At 72.7% G+C, this 20,100-nt stretch carries 15 protein-coding genes; 8 read left to right on the top strand and 7 right to left on the bottom strand.

Translation table 11 applies throughout. From position 1 onward, the window contains the following. Window position 1: 1 nt before the first annotated feature. The 4 genes from ABZS69_RS23865 to ABZS69_RS23850 form a co-directional block, all read right to left on the bottom strand. The gene (locus tag ABZS69_RS23865) at window positions 2-1,807 is read right to left on the bottom strand and encodes an ABC transporter ATP-binding protein (protein ID WP_355376275.1); all 1,806 of its coding nucleotides are present in this window, start codon (window positions 1,805-1,807) and stop codon (window positions 2-4) included. Between the two features lie 46 nt (window positions 1,808-1,853). Further along, entirely contained in the window at window positions 1,854-2,885 is a 1,032-nt protein-coding gene (locus ABZS69_RS23860; RefSeq protein WP_355376272.1) for an iron-siderophore ABC transporter substrate-binding protein, read from the bottom strand. A 138-nt stretch (window positions 2,886-3,023) separates the two neighbouring features. After that, the gene (locus tag ABZS69_RS23855; protein WP_355376269.1) at window positions 3,024-4,088 is read right to left on the bottom strand and encodes an iron chelate uptake ABC transporter family permease subunit; all 1,065 of its coding nucleotides are present in this window, start codon (window positions 4,086-4,088) and stop codon (window positions 3,024-3,026) included. Next, the gene (locus ABZS69_RS23850) at window positions 4,085-5,140 is read right to left on the bottom strand and encodes an iron ABC transporter permease (protein ID WP_355376266.1); all 1,056 of its coding nucleotides are present in this window, start codon (window positions 5,138-5,140) and stop codon (window positions 4,085-4,087) included. Before ABZS69_RS23850 ends, ABZS69_RS23855 begins: the two co-directional genes overlap by 4 nt. A 120-nt stretch (window positions 5,141-5,260) precedes the next feature. Here ABZS69_RS23850 and ABZS69_RS23845 point away from each other — a divergent pair, with 120 nt between their 5' ends. Beyond that, entirely contained in the window at window positions 5,261-6,337 is a 1,077-nt protein-coding gene (locus tag ABZS69_RS23845; RefSeq protein WP_355376264.1) for an alpha/beta hydrolase-fold protein, read from the top strand. A 76-nt stretch (window positions 6,338-6,413) separates the two neighbouring features. Here the strand turns inward: ABZS69_RS23845 and ABZS69_RS23840 are convergent, their stop codons facing one another. Further along, window positions 6,414-7,727, bottom strand: a complete 1,314-nt coding sequence (locus ABZS69_RS23840) for a lysine N(6)-hydroxylase/L-ornithine N(5)-oxygenase family protein (RefSeq protein WP_355376262.1) — start codon at window positions 7,725-7,727, stop codon at window positions 6,414-6,416. Between the two features lie 127 nt (window positions 7,728-7,854). Between ABZS69_RS23840 and ABZS69_RS23835 the strand changes: the two genes are divergently transcribed. After that, the gene (locus tag ABZS69_RS23835; RefSeq protein WP_355376260.1) at window positions 7,855-8,799 is read left to right on the top strand and encodes a methionyl-tRNA formyltransferase; all 945 of its coding nucleotides are present in this window, start codon (window positions 7,855-7,857) and stop codon (window positions 8,797-8,799) included. Window positions 8,800-8,803: 4 nt separating this feature from the next. Here the strand turns inward: ABZS69_RS23835 and ABZS69_RS23830 are convergent, their stop codons facing one another. Both ABZS69_RS23830 and ABZS69_RS23825 read right to left on the bottom strand, forming a co-directional pair. Then, complete coding sequence (locus ABZS69_RS23830) at window positions 8,804-10,561, bottom strand: ABC transporter ATP-binding protein (RefSeq protein WP_355376257.1); 1,758 nt, start codon at window positions 10,559-10,561, stop codon at window positions 8,804-8,806. After that, window positions 10,548-12,278: an ABC transporter ATP-binding protein gene (locus ABZS69_RS23825; protein ID WP_355376255.1), complete on the bottom strand. Its 1,731-nt coding sequence runs from the start codon at window positions 12,276-12,278 to the stop codon at window positions 10,548-10,550. Before ABZS69_RS23825 ends, ABZS69_RS23830 begins: the two co-directional genes overlap by 14 nt. A gap of 326 nt (window positions 12,279-12,604) precedes the next feature. On the opposite strand from ABZS69_RS23825, the gene iolC reads away from it, so the two are divergent. The 6 genes from iolC to ABZS69_RS23795 all read left to right on the top strand — a co-directional run bounded on the left by iolC (window position 12,605) and on the right by ABZS69_RS23795 (window position 19,913). After that, a complete protein-coding gene (gene iolC, locus ABZS69_RS23820) occupies window positions 12,605-13,576 on the top strand; it encodes a 5-dehydro-2-deoxygluconokinase (RefSeq protein ID WP_355376252.1) in 972 nt (323 codons plus the stop codon). Further along, window positions 13,573-14,478: a deoxyribose-phosphate aldolase gene (locus tag ABZS69_RS23815; protein WP_355376249.1), complete on the top strand. Its 906-nt coding sequence runs from the start codon at window positions 13,573-13,575 to the stop codon at window positions 14,476-14,478. The genes iolC and ABZS69_RS23815 overlap by 4 nt, the downstream gene beginning before the upstream one ends. Beyond that, on the top strand, window positions 14,475-15,383 hold the full coding sequence (gene iolB / locus ABZS69_RS23810) for a 5-deoxy-glucuronate isomerase (protein WP_355376246.1): 909 nt from the start codon (window positions 14,475-14,477) through the stop codon (window positions 15,381-15,383). The genes ABZS69_RS23815 and iolB overlap by 4 nt, the downstream gene beginning before the upstream one ends. Beyond that, entirely contained in the window at window positions 15,383-17,383 is a 2,001-nt protein-coding gene (iolD, locus tag ABZS69_RS23805; protein WP_355376402.1) for a 3D-(3,5/4)-trihydroxycyclohexane-1,2-dione acylhydrolase (decyclizing), read from the top strand. The genes iolB and iolD overlap by 1 nt, the downstream gene beginning before the upstream one ends. Beyond that, window positions 17,380-18,873: a CoA-acylating methylmalonate-semialdehyde dehydrogenase gene (locus ABZS69_RS23800; RefSeq protein ID WP_355376243.1), complete on the top strand. Its 1,494-nt coding sequence runs from the start codon at window positions 17,380-17,382 to the stop codon at window positions 18,871-18,873. Before iolD ends, ABZS69_RS23800 begins: the two co-directional genes overlap by 4 nt. A 110-nt stretch (window positions 18,874-18,983) precedes the next feature. Continuing rightward, window positions 18,984-19,913, top strand: coding sequence for a hydroxymethylglutaryl-CoA lyase (locus ABZS69_RS23795; RefSeq protein ID WP_355376241.1), 930 nt, complete (start codon window positions 18,984-18,986; stop codon window positions 19,911-19,913). Window positions 19,914-20,100: the final 187 nt, after the last annotated feature.

Genomic DNA, 20,100 nt, shown 5'->3' with positions numbered 1-20,100 from the left:
CTCAGCCGTCCCTTTCGAAGGATGAAGGTTCTTGCCACGCGCGCCACAGCCGCGCGTACCTGCCGCCCAGAGCCACCAGTTCCTCGTGGGTTCCCTGCTCCATGACGCGTCCCGCGTCCAGCACGGCGATGCGGTCGGCCGCCATCGCCTGGGTCAGCCGGTGCGCCACGAACAGCGTGGTGCGGCCCTGGCACGCGGCCGACACGGCCCGCTCCAACTCGGCGGCGCCCTGGCTGCCCGCCTCCGCGGTCGACTCGTCCAGCACCACCACCGGCGATCGGCGCAGCACCAGCCGGGCCAGGGCGAGCTGGGCGACCTTGGTGCCGTCCAGGCGCTCGCCGCCTTCGCCGACCACGGTGGCCGGCCCGTCGGGCAGCGCCGCCACCCAGGTGTCGGCGCCGACCCTGCGCAACGCGTCCATCAGCTCGGCGTCGGTCGCCTCCGGCGCGGCCAGCCGCAGGTCGTCGGCGAGCGGACCGGCGAACACGTGCGTCTCCTGCGTCAGGATGCTCACCAGGGCCCGCGCCCCGGCCTCGTCCAGGCCGGCCAGATCGGTCGGCCCGATGCGCACCGATCCCGCCTGCGGGGTCCCGATGCCCGCGATCAGCGCCGCCAGGGTCGTCTTGCCCGCGCCCGTCGCCCCCACCAGCGCGAGCGAGCCGCCCGCCGGGATCACGAGGTTGACGTCCAGCAGGACCGGCCGCTCGGAGTCGGGATAGCTGAACGTCAGCCCCTCGACCGTCACCGGGTACGGCCCGGCCTCCGCCGGCGCGGCGGCCACCCGGCCCACCAGCCTGTCCTCCGTGGCCTCGCCCAGCACCCCGACCAGCCGGGTCAGGCTCGCGCCCGACTTCTGCGCCTCGTCGAAGGTGAACAGGATGGCGCCCAGCGGATTGAACAGCCGGTGGAACAGCAGCGGGGCCACCGACGCCTCGCCCAGGGTGACGGCACCGGCCTCCAGCAGGACGTACCCCACCACGATGATGAGGACCAGCCCGATGAACTCGGCGCGGTTCTCCCTGCCGACGAACCGGCCGAAGAGCCGGAACACCTCGACGCCGAGATCGCGCACCCGCCACGACTCGCGGGTGACCTGCTCGCGGAAGGCCCCCTCCAGCCGGTACGCCCGGACGGTGCCGATCCCGTTCAGCCCGCTGATCAGCGCCTGCGCGCGATCGGCCTGGGCCTCCCGCTGCCGCTGGTAGAGCGGCGCGGACCGGGGGAGGTACCAGCGCAGGGCCAGCACGTACGCGGGCAGCGCGCAGGCGCCCGCCAGCCCGAGCCGCCAGTCCAGCCCGAACATGCCGGCCGTGGCGATGACGACCAGCACCCCCGACGAGAACACCATGGGGATGGCCGTCCGGATGCCCTTGGACACCACGGCCACGTCGTCGCCGACCCTGGACAGCACGTCGCCCCGGCCGACCTGCTCGACCCGCGCGCTCGGCATGCCCAGCACCGCCCGGACGGCGCCCTCCCGCAACCGCGCGAGCAGGTCGGCGCCGAGCCGCCCGATCAGGTACGTCGACGCCGTGGTGGCCGCCGAGCCGAGCAGCGCGGCGGCCACCATCAGCACCCCGATCGTGACCAGGATCGACGGCGGTTCGCCCGCGACCACCCCGTCGACCACCTGGCCGAGCAGGAACATGGGCAGCACCTGGAGCGCCGCCCCCGCCACCGCGGTGAGCACGGTGGCGGCCGTCAGCCCGGACGCCTCGCGGCAGTACGCCGCGACCCAGCGGGTGGCCTCGCGGCTGGTCGCCGTGCGCAGGATGACGGAGGCGGGGCGCGTGTCGGTGGTGCTCACGCCCGGACCACGGCAGGCCGGGGACAGGACACATTCAACGGCATCGCTAGGCGGCCGACTTGACGAGTTCGTCGATCGCGTACGGCAGGGACAGCAGGGTGCCCTGCGACATGGCCGCGCCGATCGCCGGGCCCTCGCTGTCCAGCAGGTACGACACCTTGCCGCTCTTGACCGCGGGCAGGTTGGCGAACAGCTTGAAGTTCTTCAGCGCCGTCTGGTCCGCCTGGTCGGCGATGACGAAGATGTGGTCGACGTCGATCAGGTCGATGCGCTCGGGGGAGAGCACGGTGTAGAAGCTGCCGCCCGCGATCTTGTCGATCTCCGGCGTGCCCTTGAAGCCGATGCCAGACACCAGTCGCCCGCGCACGTCGGTGGTGGTGAACGGCGCGACCGAGTTCTTGAACCAGGACACCGCGACGGCGGTGCGGTCCGCGAACTCGGGGTGCTCCTTCCTGGCCGCGTCGAGCTTGTCCTGGATGCCCTGCACCAGCTTGGCGCCCTCGTCGGCCCTGCCGAGCGCCTTGGCGATGTGCAGCGCGTTGTCCTGCCACGGCGCGCTGAACGGCTCCTTCTCGGTCTTGGTACGCGCCACCGTCGGAGCGATCTTGGAGAGCTGGTCGTAGGCGGCCTGGTCGATCTCGGAGTAGACCGCGATGATCAGATCCGGCCGCAGGGCGGCGATCTTCTCGTAATTGGGGCCGGAGTCCCCGTTGCTCATGACGACCTCGGGCCGGGTGTCGCCCCACTTGTCCTTCACCCAGGGCCACTGGGTGTTGACGTCGGGGGTCTTGCCCGGCGGGTTCGGGTACTGGTCGACCATGCCGACGGGCTTGATGCCGAAGGCCAGGATGGCCTGGTCGTCGGTGTAGCCGACCGAGACGACCCGCTGGGGGGCCTTGGCGACCTGCGTGGACCCGAACGCGTGCTCCACGGTGACCGGGAACGCGCCATCCGCCGTGGTGGCGGGGGCCGCCGCGGTGGCCGCCGAGGTGGCCGCGGTCTCGGTGCTCGGCTTGTCCGCCGAGCCGGAACCGCATCCCGCGACGAGGCCCACGCCGAGAGTCGCAGCGGACAACACCGCTGCGAACCGCCGCAAGGTCTTCGTAGCTGTTGTTCGTCGGAGGAGCATCAGGAATCCCTTGCTTTCAGTGCAATCCGCTGCAAGCCCTATTAGGAGCAGAAAAACCGTAACACGGAAGATTAGGTTAGCCTAACCTTACTTCTTGAGGTTCGCCCGCACCAGGAGGTAGACGAGGAAAGGGCCGCCGATCGCGGCGGTGACCACGCCGACCGGGAGGCTGACCGGCAGCGCCGTACGCGCCACCAGGTCCGCGCCGATCAGCAGCAGCGCGCCCACCAGCCCGGAGGCCACCAGCGGCGGCGTCGGGCACCGCGACAGGCGCATCGCCACCTGCGGCGCCACCAGCGCGACGAACGGCACCGGGCCCGCCGCGCTCACCGCCACGCCGGCCAGCAGCACCGCGCACAGCAGCAGGACCGCCCGCACCATCGAGTACCGGACGCCGAGGCCCGCCGCGACCTCGTCACCGAAGTGCAGCGGCCTGAGCTGGAACGCGACGCACGACACGACGGCCACGAGGGCGAGCGCGCACCACAGGGCCACCCAGACCTCGCCCCACGAGCGGTTGTCCAGCGAGCCGACCAGCCACGCCTGGGCCCGGGCCACGTCCCGGATGTCGGCCGTGACCAGCAGCCAGGCCGTGATCGCCTCCATCACGGCGCTCACCGAGATGCCGATGAGGATGAGCCGCAGGCCGTCGATCCCGCGCCGCCACGCCAGGAAGTACACCGTCAGGCCGGTGCCGAGACCGCCCGCGAGCGCCGCCGCGGACAGGCCCACGGAGTCGGCGATCGCCGTGGCGGCCCCGCCCGACACCGTCACCAGGAACACCGCGACCGCGCTGGCGCCCCCGGTGATCCCCAGGACGTCCGGGCTGGCCAGCGGGTTGCGCGCGATGGACTGCGTGATCGCCCCGGACAGCCCGAGCGCGACCCCCACGACGAGCCCGGCCAGGGCGCGCGGCATCCGCAGATCCATGATCACGAACTCGTCGACCCGCTCGCCCTGGCCGAAGAGCGTGGCGATCACCTGGGACAGGCCGATGGGGAAGTCCCCGACGCCGATGGACAGGCAGAACACCAGAAAGGCCGCCACCGCCAGCAACAGTGTGACGAGCACCATCCAGGGCCGCCACACGAACGACGCGCGGCCGAGCCGCACGCCCGGCGCCACCGACCGCTTCACCGCTGTCTCGTTCATACCGTCTTGAACTTTCCGCGCCACACCAGCGCCGCGAAGAAGGGGGCGCCGACGAGGGCGACGACGACGCCGGCCTGCAACTCGCCCGGCCGGGTCACCACGCGCCCCACGATGTCGCAGGTCAGCAGGATGACGGCGCCGAGCAGGCCCGCGCACGGCACCAGCCAGCGATAGTCCGGGCCGGTGAGATGCCGGGCGACGTGGGCCACCATGAGCCCGAGGAAGGCGATGGGCCCGCACGCCGCCGTCGTCGCGCCCGCCAGCAGGGTGACGGCGACGATGCCGACGGTCCGGCTCAGCGCGAGGTTCACGCCGAGCGCCCGCGCCACGTCGTCACCCAGGTTGAGCAGGTTGAGGGCGGGCAGCGTGGTCAGCGCCAGCAGCAGCCCGGCCGCGACGAACGCGGTCACCGGCCGGATGACGTCGAATCCGACACCGGCCACGGTGCCCGCGTTCCAGAACCGCAGGGCGTTCAGCGACGCCTGGTCCGATAACGCGACCGCCGTGGTCATCGCCGCCAGGAACACCGCGACCCCCTGCCCGGCCAGCGCGAGCGTCAACGGGCTGCCCGCGCCCTTGCCGATGCTCGCCAGCCCGAACACGACGGCTCCCGCGAGCGCCGCCCCCAGGAAGGCGAACCAGACGTACTGGAACGGATTGGCGAGCCCGAACAGCGTGATCACCGTCACCACCGCGAACGAGGCGCCGGAGTTCACCCCCAGCAACCCCGTGTCGGCGATCGGGTTACGCGTGTAGCCCTGGATCAGCGCCCCGCTGACCCCCAAGGCGACGCCCGCCACGATCGCGAGCACGGTCCGGGGCACCCGTACGGTCTGCACGATGAGCGTGATCTCGGTGAGCCGCTGGTCGGAGCCCGGTGCCGGGAACAACCCGTGCCAGACCTCCGCCGGACTCAACGCGCGCGCGCCGACGGCCAGCGACGCCGCCGCCGCGACCAGGAGGACCACCGCGAGCGCGCCCAGGCCCACCACCCGCCGACGGCGGGCCTGCGTGGCCACGGGCGTGGGACGTTTCTCCAGCGTCATGCTCATCTACGTGCGTCATCCCTTTGATCCACGGGTTGATCCACTGGGGCGCTCTGCGGCCGTCTCGATCTTCAAACTTAGGTAAGTCTATCCTTAGTCAATGGTCGACGGTAGGGACGGAGTGGGATGGAGAACACCTTCGCCAGGTTCGGGTTGCCCGGTGAGCCGGGCACCGACGAGTTCTGGGCGGCGGCGGGGGCGCCCGCGTCGGTGCCCGCCGGCGATGGCTGGGAGACCCTGTTCCTCTGGCGGGGGTCGCCGGCGAGCGTCGGCTTCGAGAGCTGGTCGGAGCCGGTGCCGCTGCGCCGGTGGAGTGGGACGGACTGCTGGTACGCGGAGGTGGCCATGCCCGCGCGGCTGCGGGTGACGTACCAGTTCCTGACGGACGGCGCGGCGTGCGCCGACCCGTTCAACCCGGTCGGCGCGGGCGGTGAGCGGTCCATCGCCGCGACCCCCGACGCCCCCGCCCAGCCGCACTGGCCGGCCGTCGGTGCCGCCGACGTCCTGCCCCTCCCGCGCACCCGGTTCCGCTGGACCAGCGAACGGCTCGGCGGACGGCGCACCGTGCGCGTCCACCCGGCGGGCGGCGGCGGGCCGTTGGTCCTGCTGCTCGACGGGGACGACTGGCTGTACCTGCACCCGGCCATGACCGCGTTCGACTCGGCGGTCGCCTGCGGCGAGCTGCCCGCCGTCACGCTCGTCTTCCTGCCCGCGCGGGCCAGGGACGCCGAGTTCGGGTGCGGGCCCGAGCTGTGGGAGGCGGTCCGGGACGAGCTGCTGCCGCTGGTCGCCGAGAGCGGCGTGCCCGCCGACCTGGACCGGCTGGTGGTCGCCGGGCAGAGCCTCGGCGGCCTGAGCGCGATGTACGCGGCCCTGGAGTTCCCGGAGCTGGTGTCCGGCGTCGCCTGCCAGTCGGGGTCGTTCTGGTGGACGCCCGAGGCCGCCGGCCTGGCCGACCCCATGGGCGGCCAGCTCGGCGGCGCCATCGCCGAGCGCCTGCGGCGGCGCCCCGACCTGTCCGGGCTGCGGGCCGCGTTCGACGTGGGGGAGCACGAGACGCGGATGCTGCCGCACTGCGAGCTGGTCGAGACCCTGGCCGAACAGGCCGGCGCGACCGTGCGGGTCTCGCGGTCGGCCTCGGGCCACGACCGGGCCGGCTGGCGGCACGCCCTGCTCAGGGACGTCGCCTGGGTGCTCGCGTAGCCAGGAGCAGCGCAGGTTCGGGTGCGGCGCCGCCGCGGTGACGGCCGATGCGGTCGGCCGACACCGCGGCGGGGAATCAGCGCGAGAACGCGTAGGTGCTGCGGCCGGTGTCGCTCAGGCGTCCGGCCACGGCGTCGGCGATCTCCCCGGCCCGTACGGCGGTGTTGGACAGCAGCGTCGAGCTCAGTCCGTGCGTGTGCTCGGTGGCTCCTTGCACGTAGATGCCGCAGCGCAGGCGCGCGGAGGTGGCGACCCGGTAGTCGCGCTCGATGCGCAGGGCGCCCGAGGGCAGCCGCTCGCAGTGGTCGCCGATGGCGCCCAGCAGGGTCAGCGGGTCGCCGGGCCGGTAGCCGGTGGCGTAGACGACCACGTCGGCCTCCAGGACGGTCCGTTCCCCGGTGGGCAGGAACTCGACGGTGGCGCGCACGCCCTCGGCGACGCCCCGGTCGACGTCGACGAGCCTGGAGGCGTTGAGGATGCGCAGCCGCTCCCTGCCCCGCACCTTCTCCTGGTAGTGCCTGCGGTACAGCTCGTCGATGAGGTCGAGGTCGACCACGGAGTAGTTCGTGGAGGCGTGGTAGCCGTCCAGGCGCTCCTTGACCGGCTCGGGCGCGGCGAAGTAGTGGTCGACCGCGTCGGGGTCGAAGATGCGGTTGGCGAAGGAGCTGTCGTCGGCGGGGGTGTAGCCGTACTTGGCGAACACCGCGCACACCTCGGCGTCGGGGAAGTGGCCGTGCAGGTGGTCGGTCACCTCGGCGGCACTCTGGCCGGCGCCGACCACCACCACGCGCCGCGGGTCCGTGAGCGAGGGGAGCCGGTCCAGGAGCTCTTCGCTGTGCCAGACGCGCTCGTCGCCGACCATCCCGTCGGGCAGCACCGGCACCAGGCCGACGGCCACGACCAGGTTGCGGGTGCGGCGGGTGCTGAGCTCCCCGTCGCCCTGGCGGACCACCACGTCGAGGTACTCCACCGCGCCGTCGACGGAGACGGGAGTGACCGCGACGACCTCCGAGCCGTACTCGACCTGGTCGGCGAAGGGCGCCGCGGCCCACTCCAGGTAGTCGTGGAACTCCATGCGGGAGGGGAACATCGTCTTGTGGTTGATGAAGTCCAGCATCCGGCCGCGCGCCTTGAGATAGGACAGAAAGCTGAACTCGCTGGTGGGGTCGCGCATGGTGACCAGGTCCTTGAGGAAGGAGACCTGCATCGTGGTGCCTTCGAGGAGCATGCCGCGGTGCCAGCCGAATGAGAGTTGCTTCTCCAGGAATACCGCGTCAATTCGCTCGCCGGTCCGCGCCTGGCGCTCGCGCAGTGCGATCGCCAGGGCGAGGTTGGACGGTCCGAAACCGATGCCGACGAGGTCGTGGACGGGCTGCTCGGGAGTGGGCATGAAAGGCCTTTCGAGAGAGCGGTCCGGAAGGGGGAGCCATGGGTGGAATCCCCAACAAACTTAGGTTAGGCTCGCCTAATTAGGCGAGCCTAACCTTTCTTCCACTCACCTCACAAGGAGAGCGCTGATGCGGGTCGTGATGTTCGGCTACCAGACCTGGGGGCATCGCACCCTCCACGCCCTGCTGGACTCAGGGCATGACGTGGTGCTGGCGGTCACTCACCCCCAGAGCGACCACGCATACGAGAAGATCTGGAGCGACTCGGTGGCCGAGCTGGCCGAGGCCAACGGCGTCCCGGTGCTGCTGCGCAACCGCCCCGACGACGACGTCCTGCTGGCTCTCAAGGAAGCCGAGCCCGACCTCATCGTCGCCAACAACTGGCGCACCTGGATACCGCCGGAGATCTTCACCCTGCCCCGGCACGGCATCCTCAACGTGCACGACTCGCTGCTTCCGGCCTACGCCGGCTTCTCCCCGCTCATCTGGGCGCTCATCAACGGCGAGAAGGAGGTCGGCGTCACCGCCCACATGATGAACGCCGAACTGGACGCGGGGGACATCGTGGTGCAGCGCGCCGTCCCGGTCGGCCCGCACGACACCACCACGGACCTGTTCCACCGCACCGTCGACCTCATCGCCCCCATCGTCGCCGAGGCGCTGGACCTCATCGCCTCCGGCCGCACCGACTGGACGCCCCAGGACCGCTCCAAGGCCAGCTTCTTCCACAAGCGCTCGATCGATGACGGCAACATCGACTGGACCTGGCCCGCCGAGGACATCGAACGGCTGGTACGCGCCCAGTCCGACCCCTACCCCAACGCCTTCACCCACTACAGGGGCGAGCGCGTCCGCGTCCTGAAGGCCTCGGTCTCCAAGGGCGTCTACGGCGGCACCCCGGGCCGGGTGTTCATCCGCGAGGGCGACGGCATCGTCATCGTCGCCGGCGCCGAGGCCCGCCGCGGCCGCAGCCACGGCCTGGTGGTCGAACGGGTCCGCACCGAGGACGGCACCGACCTGCCGGCCGGCGAGGTCTTCCGGACGATGGGCGGCTACCTCTCCCGCCACCCGTGAGCGATCACCGGTAGGCGGACGCCTGCAGGTCGTACAGGTGGGCGTAGCGGCCTGAGAGGTCGATGAGCTCGGCGTGCGTGCCGCACTCGATGATCCGGCCGCCGTCGAGCACGACGATCAGGTCGGCCATCCGGATGGTGGCGAACCGGTGGGAGACCAGCAGGGTGATCCCGCCGGTGGCGCGCTGCCACTCCTGGGCCGCCTCCGCGTAGCGCCGGTAGACCTCGTACTCGCTGGCGGCGTCGAGCGCGGCGGTCGGCTCGTCGAGTACGGCGAGCAGCGGCGTCGGCCGCATGAACGTCCGCGACAGGGCGATCTTCTGCCATTGGCCGCCGGAGAGCTCGACGCCGTCGCCGAGGGCCTTGCCGAGCCGGGTGCGCTCGCCCTCCGGCAGGCGGGCGAAGACCTGGGCGGCGCCGCCCTTCTCGGCGGCCCGCGCGATGTCGTCCATCCTGGGCAGGTCGCCCACGCCGACGGCCTCGCGGGCCAGGAACGGGAACCGGCTGAAGTCCTGGAAGGCGGCGGTCACGCGTTCGCGCCAGGCCGCGGGATCCAGCTCGGTGAGGGAGGTCCCGTCCACGGTGACGCTTCCGCCGGTCGGCAGGTGGAACCCGCACAGCAGCTTGACCAGCGTCGTCTTCCCGCTGCCGTGGTCGCCGACCAGCGCCACCGTGGCCCCGGCGGGCAGCCGCAGGTCGATGCCGCGCAGCACGGGCGGCCCGCCGTAGGAGAAGTCCACGCCGGACAGGGTGATGCCGTCGCGCAGCCGGTCGGGCGGGGCGAGCGTGCCGCTGGTGCCCGCATCGTGCAGGTCGCGCAGCCACAGGTAGTGGCCGGCCAGGGTGAGGCCGTAGGCGGAGCGGGTGAGCGCGTGGGTGAGCAGGTCGAGCTGGCCCCTGATCTGGCCGCCGAGCGTGGCCACCAGCAGCAGCGCGCCCGGACTGACGGTGCCGGAGAGGGCCAGCCGGACGGTGAGGAACAACGCGCCGAGGAAGGCCGCCACGAAGACGAGCGAGCCGATCAGGGAGAGGCGGCCGACGGCGAGCGTGGCCCGCCAGAGGATCGCGGTCCGCTCCTCGCGCAGGCGGCGCGCGATCGCGGCGGCGTGCCCGCCGGAGGTGCCGAGCCGCAGCTCCTTGGCCGAGTTCGCCTCGGTGATCGTCGTGAAGAGGTGCTGTTCGGCCCGGTTGCGCTCGGCGGTCTCCGCCCTGGCCGCCTCGGTCCTGCGCGAGCTGGTCCGGGTGAGCAGGATCGACGGCAGCGCGAACAGCGGCAGCGCCAGCAACACGGGGTGGACCCCGGCCAGCAGGATCGTGGTGATGACCAGCCAGAGCCCGCTCTGCACCACGAACAGGGAGGCCAGCCCGGTGGTGACGGTCCGCTGGCCGAGCCCGCGGATCTGCTCGATCCGGCGCAGCGACTCGGCGTCCTCCAGGTGCGCGGTGGTCGGCAGGGTCGCGCACCAGCGGATGATCCGCCGGTCCAGCACGGGTCCCACCTCGCTGCCCAGCAGGTCGGTCTGCACCTGCATGACGCGACTCCCTGCCAGGGCGAAGGCGCCCGCCGTCGCCGCGCAGACCGCCCCGCCGATGACCGACGGCCGGGCTCCGGTGAGCACGCCGTCCACGAGCCATTGCAGGCCGAGGGCGGTCAGCCCGGGGGTGATCGCGCCCAGCGGGGTCAGGACGAGCACCAGCCAGGTGCGTCCCGGCTTGTGACGCAGGCACTCGCCCAGCAGCGTGCGGATCTCAGTGAACCTCATACGCTCTCCTCTGGAGGTGGAACATGCGCGCGTACTCCCCGGCGGCGGCGAGCAGCTCGTCGTGGGTGCCGTCCTCGCTGATCCGGCCGCCGGACAGGACGACGATCCGGTCGGCCTTGCGCACGGTGGAGAAGCGGTGGGAGATCAGGACGACGGTCGCGCGGCCCCGCACCTGGCGGATGCGGTCGAAGGCCGCCAGCTCGGCCTCGATGTCCAGGTTGGCGGTCGGCTCGTCCAGCACCAGCAGCCGCGCCCCGCACGCGGCCGCCAGCGCGGCCCGCGCGAGCGCGATCTTCTGCCACTGGCCGCCGGACAGGTCGCCGCCGCCGGCGTACTTCGGGGAGAGCACCGTCTCCCATCCCTTGGGCAGCTTCTCGATCAGCTCGGCCGCGTCCACCGCCAGGGCCGCCGCCTCGACCTGCTCCCGCGTCGCCTCCGGTGCAGCGATCCTGACGTTCTCGTACGCGCTCAGCTCGTACCGGTTGAAGTCCTGGTAGACCGCGTACGCCGTGGGATCGGTGGCCATCGTGCCGCTCGACGGGCGGTACTGGCCGGTCAGTAGCTTGGCGAGGGTCGTCTTGCCCGCCCCGTTCACGCCGACGACCGCGATCACCTCGCCGGGTGTGAGCGTTAACGTCACGCCGTTCAGCACGCGCACCTCCCCGTACCCGAACTCCACGTCCCGAAGGGCGATCTCGCCGGTGCCGTCCGGTCCTGGCGGCGGCTCCAGGCCGGGGGCGAGCGCGCGGATCCGGGTGACCGCGTCCACGGCGGGCATCGCGACCTCGTCCCGGTCCTCGCCCTGGCTCGACATGGAGATGACGAACATGGCGGAGACCGCGCCGATCGTCGCGGCGATCCGGCCGACCGACACCTCGCCGGAGGTGGCCACCGCCACGTACACCACCGACGCGGTCGCCGCCCACCCGAGGAAGACCGACATCTCGCGCCGGAGCAGGGCCACCCGCGAATCGATGATCCGCCGCGTGGCGTCGGCGATGTTCTCGTCCGCGTGCTTCTCCAGCCAGCCGGTCAGCCCGAAGATCCGGACCTCCTTGGCGTCCCGGCTGTCCGACATCATCGCCGACCACGCGCGCCCGCGCAGCGCGGCCGGCATGGTGCCCGACACCACCGCGAAGAACTCCCGCCACATGCCGACCCGGTAGCGGCCCAGCAGCAGCGCCACCACGGCCGTTGCCGGGCCCCACCACCACACCACCTGGGAGAGCACCAGCATCGCCGTCACCAGCCCGGCCATGGTCAGCCCGGCGCGGAACCGGCCGGCCGCCGCCGCTCCGATGCCCTCGTCCGTCCAGGTCAGCAGCGGCGAGCGCATGGTGGTCAGCTCGTTCTGTACGGCGACGTCCTCCACCCGGTCCAGGGCCGGCAGCGCCAGCACGCGGGAGGTCAGCTCCTCGCGGACCGCGGCGTCGATCCGCCGGCCCACCCGCTCGGCCAGCGGCCGGCTCGTCGAGCGGAGCACGTTGCCGGTGACCAGCAGCGCGCCGAGCAGCGCGAGCATCGCGCCGATGCCGCCCGCGGCGGCGTCCTGCCGGGCCACGCCCTGCGCCAGGCGGCCCACCAGCTCACCGGTCACCAGGGCCACCGCGGTCGGCTCCGCCAGGAGGAACAGTTCGAGTACGGTAAGGGCCGCCAGCCATGGCCGGCCGGCCAGCGGGAGGAAGCTCAGGAGCCGGCGTCTGGGGGATGAGGGCACGAACCGCACCCTATCGAGGCCCCGGCCGTGCTGATCATCGACGCGGCCACCATACTGGAGCGTCTTCTCAGGATGACATTACGCCAATATGTCAGGACAAAGTCTTGACTCAAGCCGTCGCGGTCAGGCAGGCTCGACAGCATCGCCGACCGCTCTGTCCAGGGGCGGGCCCGAGGTCGCGAGAGCCGTCGCGTTTCTGAGCCGGAAGGGATCCAGCAGCCATGACCACCCCGTTCACCCCACCGCCAGGCCACCGCGGCGCGTACCGGCGGCCCGGCACCGTGCGGCGCGATGCTCTCGACCGCGGCGCCGCGGGGGCATGAGCGATGGCGCGGTCATATGACCTGGTGGCCATGGGCCGGTGCGGGGTGGACATCTACCCGCTCGACCACGGCGTCGGCCTTGAGGACGTGGAGCGGTTCGGCAAGTTCCTGGGCGGCAGCGCGACCAACGTGACGGTGGCCGCGGCCCGGTACGGCCGCCGGGCCGCGATCGTCACGCGGACCGGGCGCGACCCGTTCGGCCGCTTCGTGCGCCGGGCGCTGCGCGGCTTCGGCGTGGACGACGCCTTCGCCGGGGAGGTGGACGGCCCGCCGACGCCGGTGACGTTCTGCGAGATCTTCCCTCCTGACGATTTCCCGCTGTACTTCTACCGCTATCCGACCGCGCCCGACCTGATGATCGAGCCGGACGAGGTCCCGCTGGAGGCGGTGCGCCAGGCGGGGGTGTTCTGGGCCACCGTCACGGGGCTGTCGCAGGAGCCGTCGCGCTCGGCGCACTTCGCCGCGTGGCAGGCCCGCGGCCGGCGCGCGCACACCGTCCTCGACCTCGACTACCGGCCGATGTTCTGGCCGGACGCCGGTGAGGCGGGCGCGCAGATCGGCAAGGCGCTGGAGCAGGTCACGGTGGCGGTCGGGAACCGGGAGGAGTGCGAGGTCGCGGTCGGCGAGAGCGATCCGCAGCGGGCGGCGGACGCCCTGCTGGAGAGGGGCGTGGAGCTCGCGATCGTGAAGCAGGGCCCCAAGGGGGTGCTCGCGGCGACCGCGGACGAGCGCGTCGAGGTGCCGCCCTTCCCCGTCGCGGTGGTGAACGGGCTCGGCGCCGGCGACGCCTTCGGGGGCGCGCTCGTGCACGGCCTGCTGAGCGGCTGGGCGCTGACCCGGATCCTGCGCTTCGCGAACGTGGCCGGCGCCATCGTCGCCGGCCGGCTCGAATGCGCCGACGCGATGCCGACGGAGGCCGAGGTCGAGGCGGGGCTGAGCAGCGCCCTGCCCCAGAACGGGGAGGAAGAACGATGACGACCCAGGCGCCGCGCCGTCCCGGCATCGGCGATCTGACCGAGATCCGGGTACGCGAGCCGTCGCGGATCGCCGACGGGTGGGCCGCCCGCCGGCGGCGCGACCTGGTGGGCGCCGACGGCCGGCTGCTGATCGTGGCCGCCGACCACCCGGCCCGCGGCGCGCTCGGCGCCCGCGGCGACCGCCAGGCCATGGCCTCGCGCGGCAACCTGCTGGAACGCCTGGCCCTCGCGCTGTCGCGCCCCGGCGTGGACGGCGTGCTCGGCACCCCCGACGTCCTGGACGACCTGCTGCTGATGGGGGCGCTGGAGGACAAGGTCGCGATCGGCTCGATGAACCGGGGCGGCCTGCAGGGCGCCGTCTTCGAGCTGGACGACCGCTTCACCGCCTACACCGCGGGCGAGATCGCCGCCCGCGGCCTGGACGGCGGCAAGATGCTCACCCGCATCTGCCTGGACGACCCCGGCACCGTCGCCACGCTGGAGGCCTGCGGCCGGGCGGTCACCGAGCTGGCGGGGCACGGCGTCATGGCGATGGTGGAGCCGTTCCTGTCGGTACGGGGGGCGGACGGGCGGGTGCAGAACCTGCTCGATCCCGACTCGGCCATCACGTCCATCCACATCGCCGCCGGGCTGGGCGCCGCCAGCCGGCACACCTGGCTGAAACTGCCCGTGGTCGACGACCTGGAACGCGTCATGGAGGCCACGACCATGCCGACCCTGCTGCTGGGCGGCGACCCCACCGGCCATCCGGACGAGACCTACGCCGGCTGGCGGCGGGCGCTGGACCTGCCCGCCGTGCGCGGGCTGGTGGTCGGGCGGGCCCTGCTGTTCCCGCCGGACGGCGACGTGGCCGCCGCGGTCGACCTCGCCGCGGCACTCGTACACGGAGAGGGATCATGAACGACAACGCGCGCTGGGTCCGGACCTACGGCACGGCCGCCGACGGCGCCTTCCAGGTGTCGATCACCGACGCCGTCCCCGGGTGGGCGCACACGAGCCTGCGGGTGGCCACGCTGGAGCCGTACGCGCAGGTGGAGCTGGACACCGGTGACAGCGAGGTCATCGTGGTGCCCCTGGCGGGCGGCGCGGACCTCGTGGTCGCCGACCACGAGGGGCGGCGGCACGAGGTCCGGCTCGCCGGGCGGGAGAGCGTGTTCGCCGGGCCCACCGACGTCGCGTACGTGGGGAAGGGCTCCCGCCTGACGGTCGGCGCGGGGGACTGCCCGGCGAAGATTGCCCTGTGCGGGGCGAAGGCCGCCCAGCCGCTGCCGTTCCGGCACGTGGCCGCGGCCGAGGTGCCCGTCGAGCTGCGCGGGGCCGGCACGGCCTCGCGCGAGGTGCGCAACTTCGGCGTCCCGCAGGTGCTCGACGCCGATTCGATCATCGCCTGCGAGGTGATCACGCCCGCGGGCAACTGGAGCTCCTACCCGCCGCACAAGCACGACGAGGAGCGGGACGGCGTGGAGACCGAGCTCGAGGAGATCTACTACTTCGAGGTACGCGCCGAGCCGGGCGCCCCCGGAGGCGCGGACGCGGTCGCCTACCAGCGCGTCTACGGCACCGCCGAGCGGCCCATCGACGTGTTCGCCGAGGTCCGCACCGGCGACGTCGTCCTCGTGCCGCACGGCTGGCACGGTCCCGCCATGGCCCCGCCCGGTTACGACCTCTACTACCTCAACGTGATGGCCGGCCCCGGCGCCACCCGCGCCTGGCTGATCTGCGACGACCCCGCCCACGGCTGGGTACGCCGAACCTGGGCCGGTCAGGACGTCGATCCCCGGCTGCCGATGGGAGGAGCCCGATGATGGACACCGTCGCGGACTCGGCGACGTCAGGCGCCGTCGCGGACCCGGCGACATCAGGTACCGTGCGACTGACCGTGGGGCAGGCCGTCGTGCGGTTCCTGGCCGCGCAGTGGACCGAGCGCGACGGGGAGCGCCGGCGGCTGTTCGCCGGGTGCCTCGGGATCTTCGGGCACGGCAACGTTGCCGGGCTCGGGCAGGCGCTGCTGCAGGACGAGCTGGCCGGCGGGCCGGAGCGGCTGCCGTACGTGCTGGCCCGCAACGAGCAGGCGATGGTGCACCTGGCCGTGGCCTACGCGCGCCACGAGGACCGCCTCCAGACCTGGGCGTGCACGGCGTCCGTGGGCCCCGGCTCGACCAACATGCTCACCGGGGCCGCGCTGGCCACGGTCAACCGGATCCCGGTGCTGCTGCTGCCGTCGGGCACGTTCGCGACGCGCGTGGCCGGGCCGGTGCTGCAGGAGCTGGAGGTGCCGTACGCCGCGGACGTGACCGTCAACGACGCCTTCCGCCCGCTGTCGCGCTTCTTCGACCGGGTCGACCGGCCGGAGCAGCTGCCCGCGGCGCTGCTGAACGGCATGCGCGTGCTGACCGACCCGGTCGAGACCGGCGCGGTGACGATCGCGCTGCCCCAGGACGTGCAGGCCGAGGCGTACGACTGGCCGCTTGAGCTGTTCGAGCGGCGGGTCTGGCGGGTGGGCAGGCCCCTGCCGGAGGCCGCCGACGTCGCCGACGCCGCGGCGCTGATCTCCGCGGCCCGGCGGCCGTTCGTCGTGGCGGGCGGCGGCGTGCACTACTCCGGCGCCGAGGACGCCCTGCGGGCCTTCTGCGAGGCGACCGGCATCCCGGTCGGCGAGAGCCAGGCCGGCAAGGGGGCGCTGCCGCACGGCCACCCGCAGGCGATGGGCGCGGTCGGCTCGACCGGCACCACCGCCGCCAACGCCCTGGCCAGGGAGGCCGATCTGGTCATCGGGGTCGGCACCCGCTACGGCGACTTCACCACCGCCTCGCGCACCGCCTTCCAGAACCCCGGTGTGCGCTTCGTCAACGTCAACGTCGCCCGCCTCGACGCCGGCAAGCTCGCGGGCCTGCAGGTCGTCGCCGACGCACGAGAGGCGCTGACCGCGCTCACGGCGGCGCTGGAGGGATACGAGGTGGAGCCGGCCTACCGCGAGCGGCAGGCCGAGCTCTGGAGGGAGTGGGACGCGCGGGTGGAGGCCGCCTACCACCCGCCGGCGGAGGTCACCCAGGCCCTCGCCGCCGGCGTGCTCACCCAGGGCACCGTGCTCGGCCTCGTCAACGAGCTGTCCGACCCGCGGGACGTGGTGGTGTGCGCGGCCGGGTCCATGCCCGGTGACCTGCACAAACTGTGGCGGGTCCGCGACCGCAAGGGCTACCACGTCGAGTACGGCTACTCCTGCATGGGCTACGAGATCCCGGGCGGCATCGGCGTCCGGCTGGCGGACCCGAGCCGGGACGTGTTCGTCATGGTGGGCGACGGCTCGTACCTGATGATGCCGGCCGAGCTGGTCACGGCGGTGCAGGAACGCGTCAAGATCATCGTCGTCCTGGTGCAGAACCACGGTTTCCACTCCATCGGCTCGTTGTCGGAGGAGCTCGGCTCCCAGCGCTTCGGCACCGGCTACCGCTTCCGCGACGAGGCCACCGGCCGCCTCGACGGTGCCCGGCTGCCGGTCTACCTGGCCGCCAGCGCCCGCAGCTTCGGCGCCACCGTCATCGAGGTGCGCGACCCGCAGGAGCTCGAACAGGCGATCAAGGACGCCAAGGCCGCTCCGGCCGACGGCGGGCCCGTCGTCATCCACGTCGAGACCGACCCGACGGTGCACGCCCCGGACAGCGGGTCCTGGTGGGACGTCCCCGTCAGCGAGGTCAGCGAACTCGACTCCACCCGCCGCGCCTATGAGCGGTACACGACGCACAAGGCCACGCAACGGCCCCACGTGGCGCCGGCCTCTCGCGACCCGGAAGGACCAGCACGTTGACCACCCGTATCACCCACCTCATCGGCGGCCGTTCCTGGGAGGGCCCCGCCGGGCGCGCCGGCGACGTGTACAACCCCGCGACCGGCGCCCTCACCGGCCGCGTCGACCTCGCCTCGACCGAGCTCGTCGGCCAGGCCGTGGCCACCGCCAAGGCGGCCTGGTCCGGCTGGGCCGGCGCCTCTCTGGCCAAGCGCGCCCAGGTGCTGTTCGCGTTCCGCGAGCTGCTGCACGCGCGCAAGCACGAGATCGCCGAGCTGATCACCGCCGAGCACGGCAAGGTCCTCGACGACGCGCTCGGCGAGGTCACCAGGGGGCTGGAGGTCGCCGAGTTCGCGTGCGGCATCCCGCACCTGCTCAAGGGCGGGTTCAGCGAGAACGTCTCGACCCGGGTCGACGTCTACTCCATCCGGCAGCCGCTCGGCGTCGTGGCCGTGATCTCGCCGTTCAACTTCCCCGCGATGGTGCCGCTGTGGTTCGTCCCGATCGCCATCGCCTGCGGCAACTCGGTGATACTCAAGCCCAGCGAGAAGGACCCCTCGGCGGCCGTGGCCGTGGCCCGCCTGTGGACCGAGGCCGGGCTGCCCGACGGGGTCATGAACGTCGTGCACGGCGACAAGGAGGCCGTGGACGCCCTGCTCACCCACCCCGACGTGCGGGCCGTCTCGTTCGTCGGCTCCACCCCGATCGCCCGCTACGTCTACGAGACCGGCACCGCGCACGGCAAGCGGGTGCAGGCGCTCGGCGGCGCCAAGAACCACCTGCTCGTGCTGCCCGACGCCGATCTCGACCTGGCGGCCGACGCCGCCGTCAACGCCGGCTTCGGTTCGGCCGGCGAGCGCTGCATGGCGATCTCGGCGCTCGTCGCGGTCGACACCATCGCCGACGAGCTCGTCGAGAAGATCACCGACCGGATGCGCAAGCTGCGCACCGGCGACGGCACCCGCGGCTGCGACATGGGCCCGCTGGTCACCGGCCAGCACCGCGACAAGGTCGCCGGGTACGTCGAGGAGGGGGTCGCCGCGGGCGCGCGGCTCGTCGTGGACGGCCGCGAGGGGGACTTCGACGGCGGGGAGGGCGGCTTCTGGCTCGGGCCCACCCTGTTCGACGGCGTCACGCCCGACATGTCCATCTACCGCGACGAGATCTTCGGCCCCGTGCTGTCCGTCGTCCGCGTGCGCTCCTACGACGAGGGCCTCGGCCTCATCAACGCCAACCCGTACGGCAACGGCACGGCCATCTTCACCAACGACGGCGGAGCGGCGCGGCGCTTCCAGAACGAGGTGGAGGTCGGCATGGTGGGCATCAACGTGCCGATCCCGGTGCCGGTGTCGTACTACTCCTTCGGCGGCTGGAAGAACAGCCTGTTCGGGGACACCCACGCGCACGGCACGGAAGGCGTGCACTTCTTCACCCGCGGCAAGGTCGTCACCTCCCGGTGGCTCGACCCGTCGCACGGCGGGCTCAATCTCGGTTTTCCGCAGAACGACTGACACCACTGCGATCAATCAGCCGAGAGCGCCAGTCGGCGCTCTTGGCTTTTGCCATTATATGGTCTTATTGTGGCTGTCTCCAAGCGACCGGGCGCCCCGGAGGGAGCTGCATGGACGGCTACGGCATCGACTCCTTGCCCGGGTTTCCCCGCGCGGTGACGTTGTGCGAGGTCGGCCCCCGCGACGGGCTGCAGAACGAAGCCGGGCTCGTGCCGGTCCAGGTGAAGGTCGAGCTCGTCGAGCGGCTGGTCGACGCTGGGCACACCGTGGTGGAGACGACGAGCATGGTGCACCCGGCGTGGGTGCCCCAGCTCGCCGACGCCGAGGAGGTGCTCCGGCGGATCGACCGCAGGCCCGGGGTGCGCTATCCGGTCCTCGTGCCCAACCTGCGCGGGCTTGAGCGCGCGCTCGACCTCGGCGTCACCGACGTCGCGGTGTTCGGGTCGGCCACCGAGAGCTTCGCCAGGGCCAACCTCAACCGCGGCGTCGACGAATCGCTGGAGATGTTCGCCCCGGTCGTCGCCCGTGCCCGGGAGGCCGGGCTGCGCGTCCGCGGCTACCTGTCGATGTGCTGGGGCGATCCCTGGGAGGGCGCCGTCCCGATCCCGCGGGTGGTGTCCGTGGCCACGAGGCTCCTCGGGCTCGGCTGCACCGAACTCGCTCTCGGCGACACCATCGGCGTCGCCACCCCCGGGCGGGTCGTCGCGCTTATTGGCGCGCTCCGCGCCGCCGGGGTCGCGCTCGACCGGATCGCGGTGCATTTCCACGACACCTACGGGCAGGGCCTGGCCAACTGTCTCGCCGCCCTGCAGCGCGGTGTCACGACCGTCGACGCCGCGGCGGGCGGGCTCGGCGGCTGCCCGTACGCCAGGAGCGCCACCGGCAATCTCGCCACCGAGGACCTGCTCTGGCAGCTCGACGGACTCGGCGTGCACACCGGCGTCGACCTCGCCAAGCTCGTCGAGACGAGCGTCTGGCTGGCCGGGGAGCTCGGCCGCCCGAGCCCGTCGCGGACGGTCCGGGCCCTGTCCGGCGCCTGACGCACCCCGGCCGGGGCGGGCCCGCGGCCTGGCGGCAGCATGCGCTCGGACGAGCGGCGCCGCGCCGGCCCCGCCGAGGAAACGGCGACGTCAAGTATGGGATCTGCCTCTTCCCAGCCGGAATGTGTTGCCATATTATGGCAACGAATCGCACGGAGGGCGGAGACGATGTCTGGACTCGACCCCA

The sequence above is a fragment of the Nonomuraea sp. NPDC005650 genome (assembly GCF_040605375.1).
Lineage (GTDB): Bacteria > Actinomycetota > Actinomycetes > Streptosporangiales > Streptosporangiaceae > Nonomuraea.
Note: the sequence above shows the minus strand (reverse complement) of the source record. Positions and strands in the feature narration are given on the sequence as shown.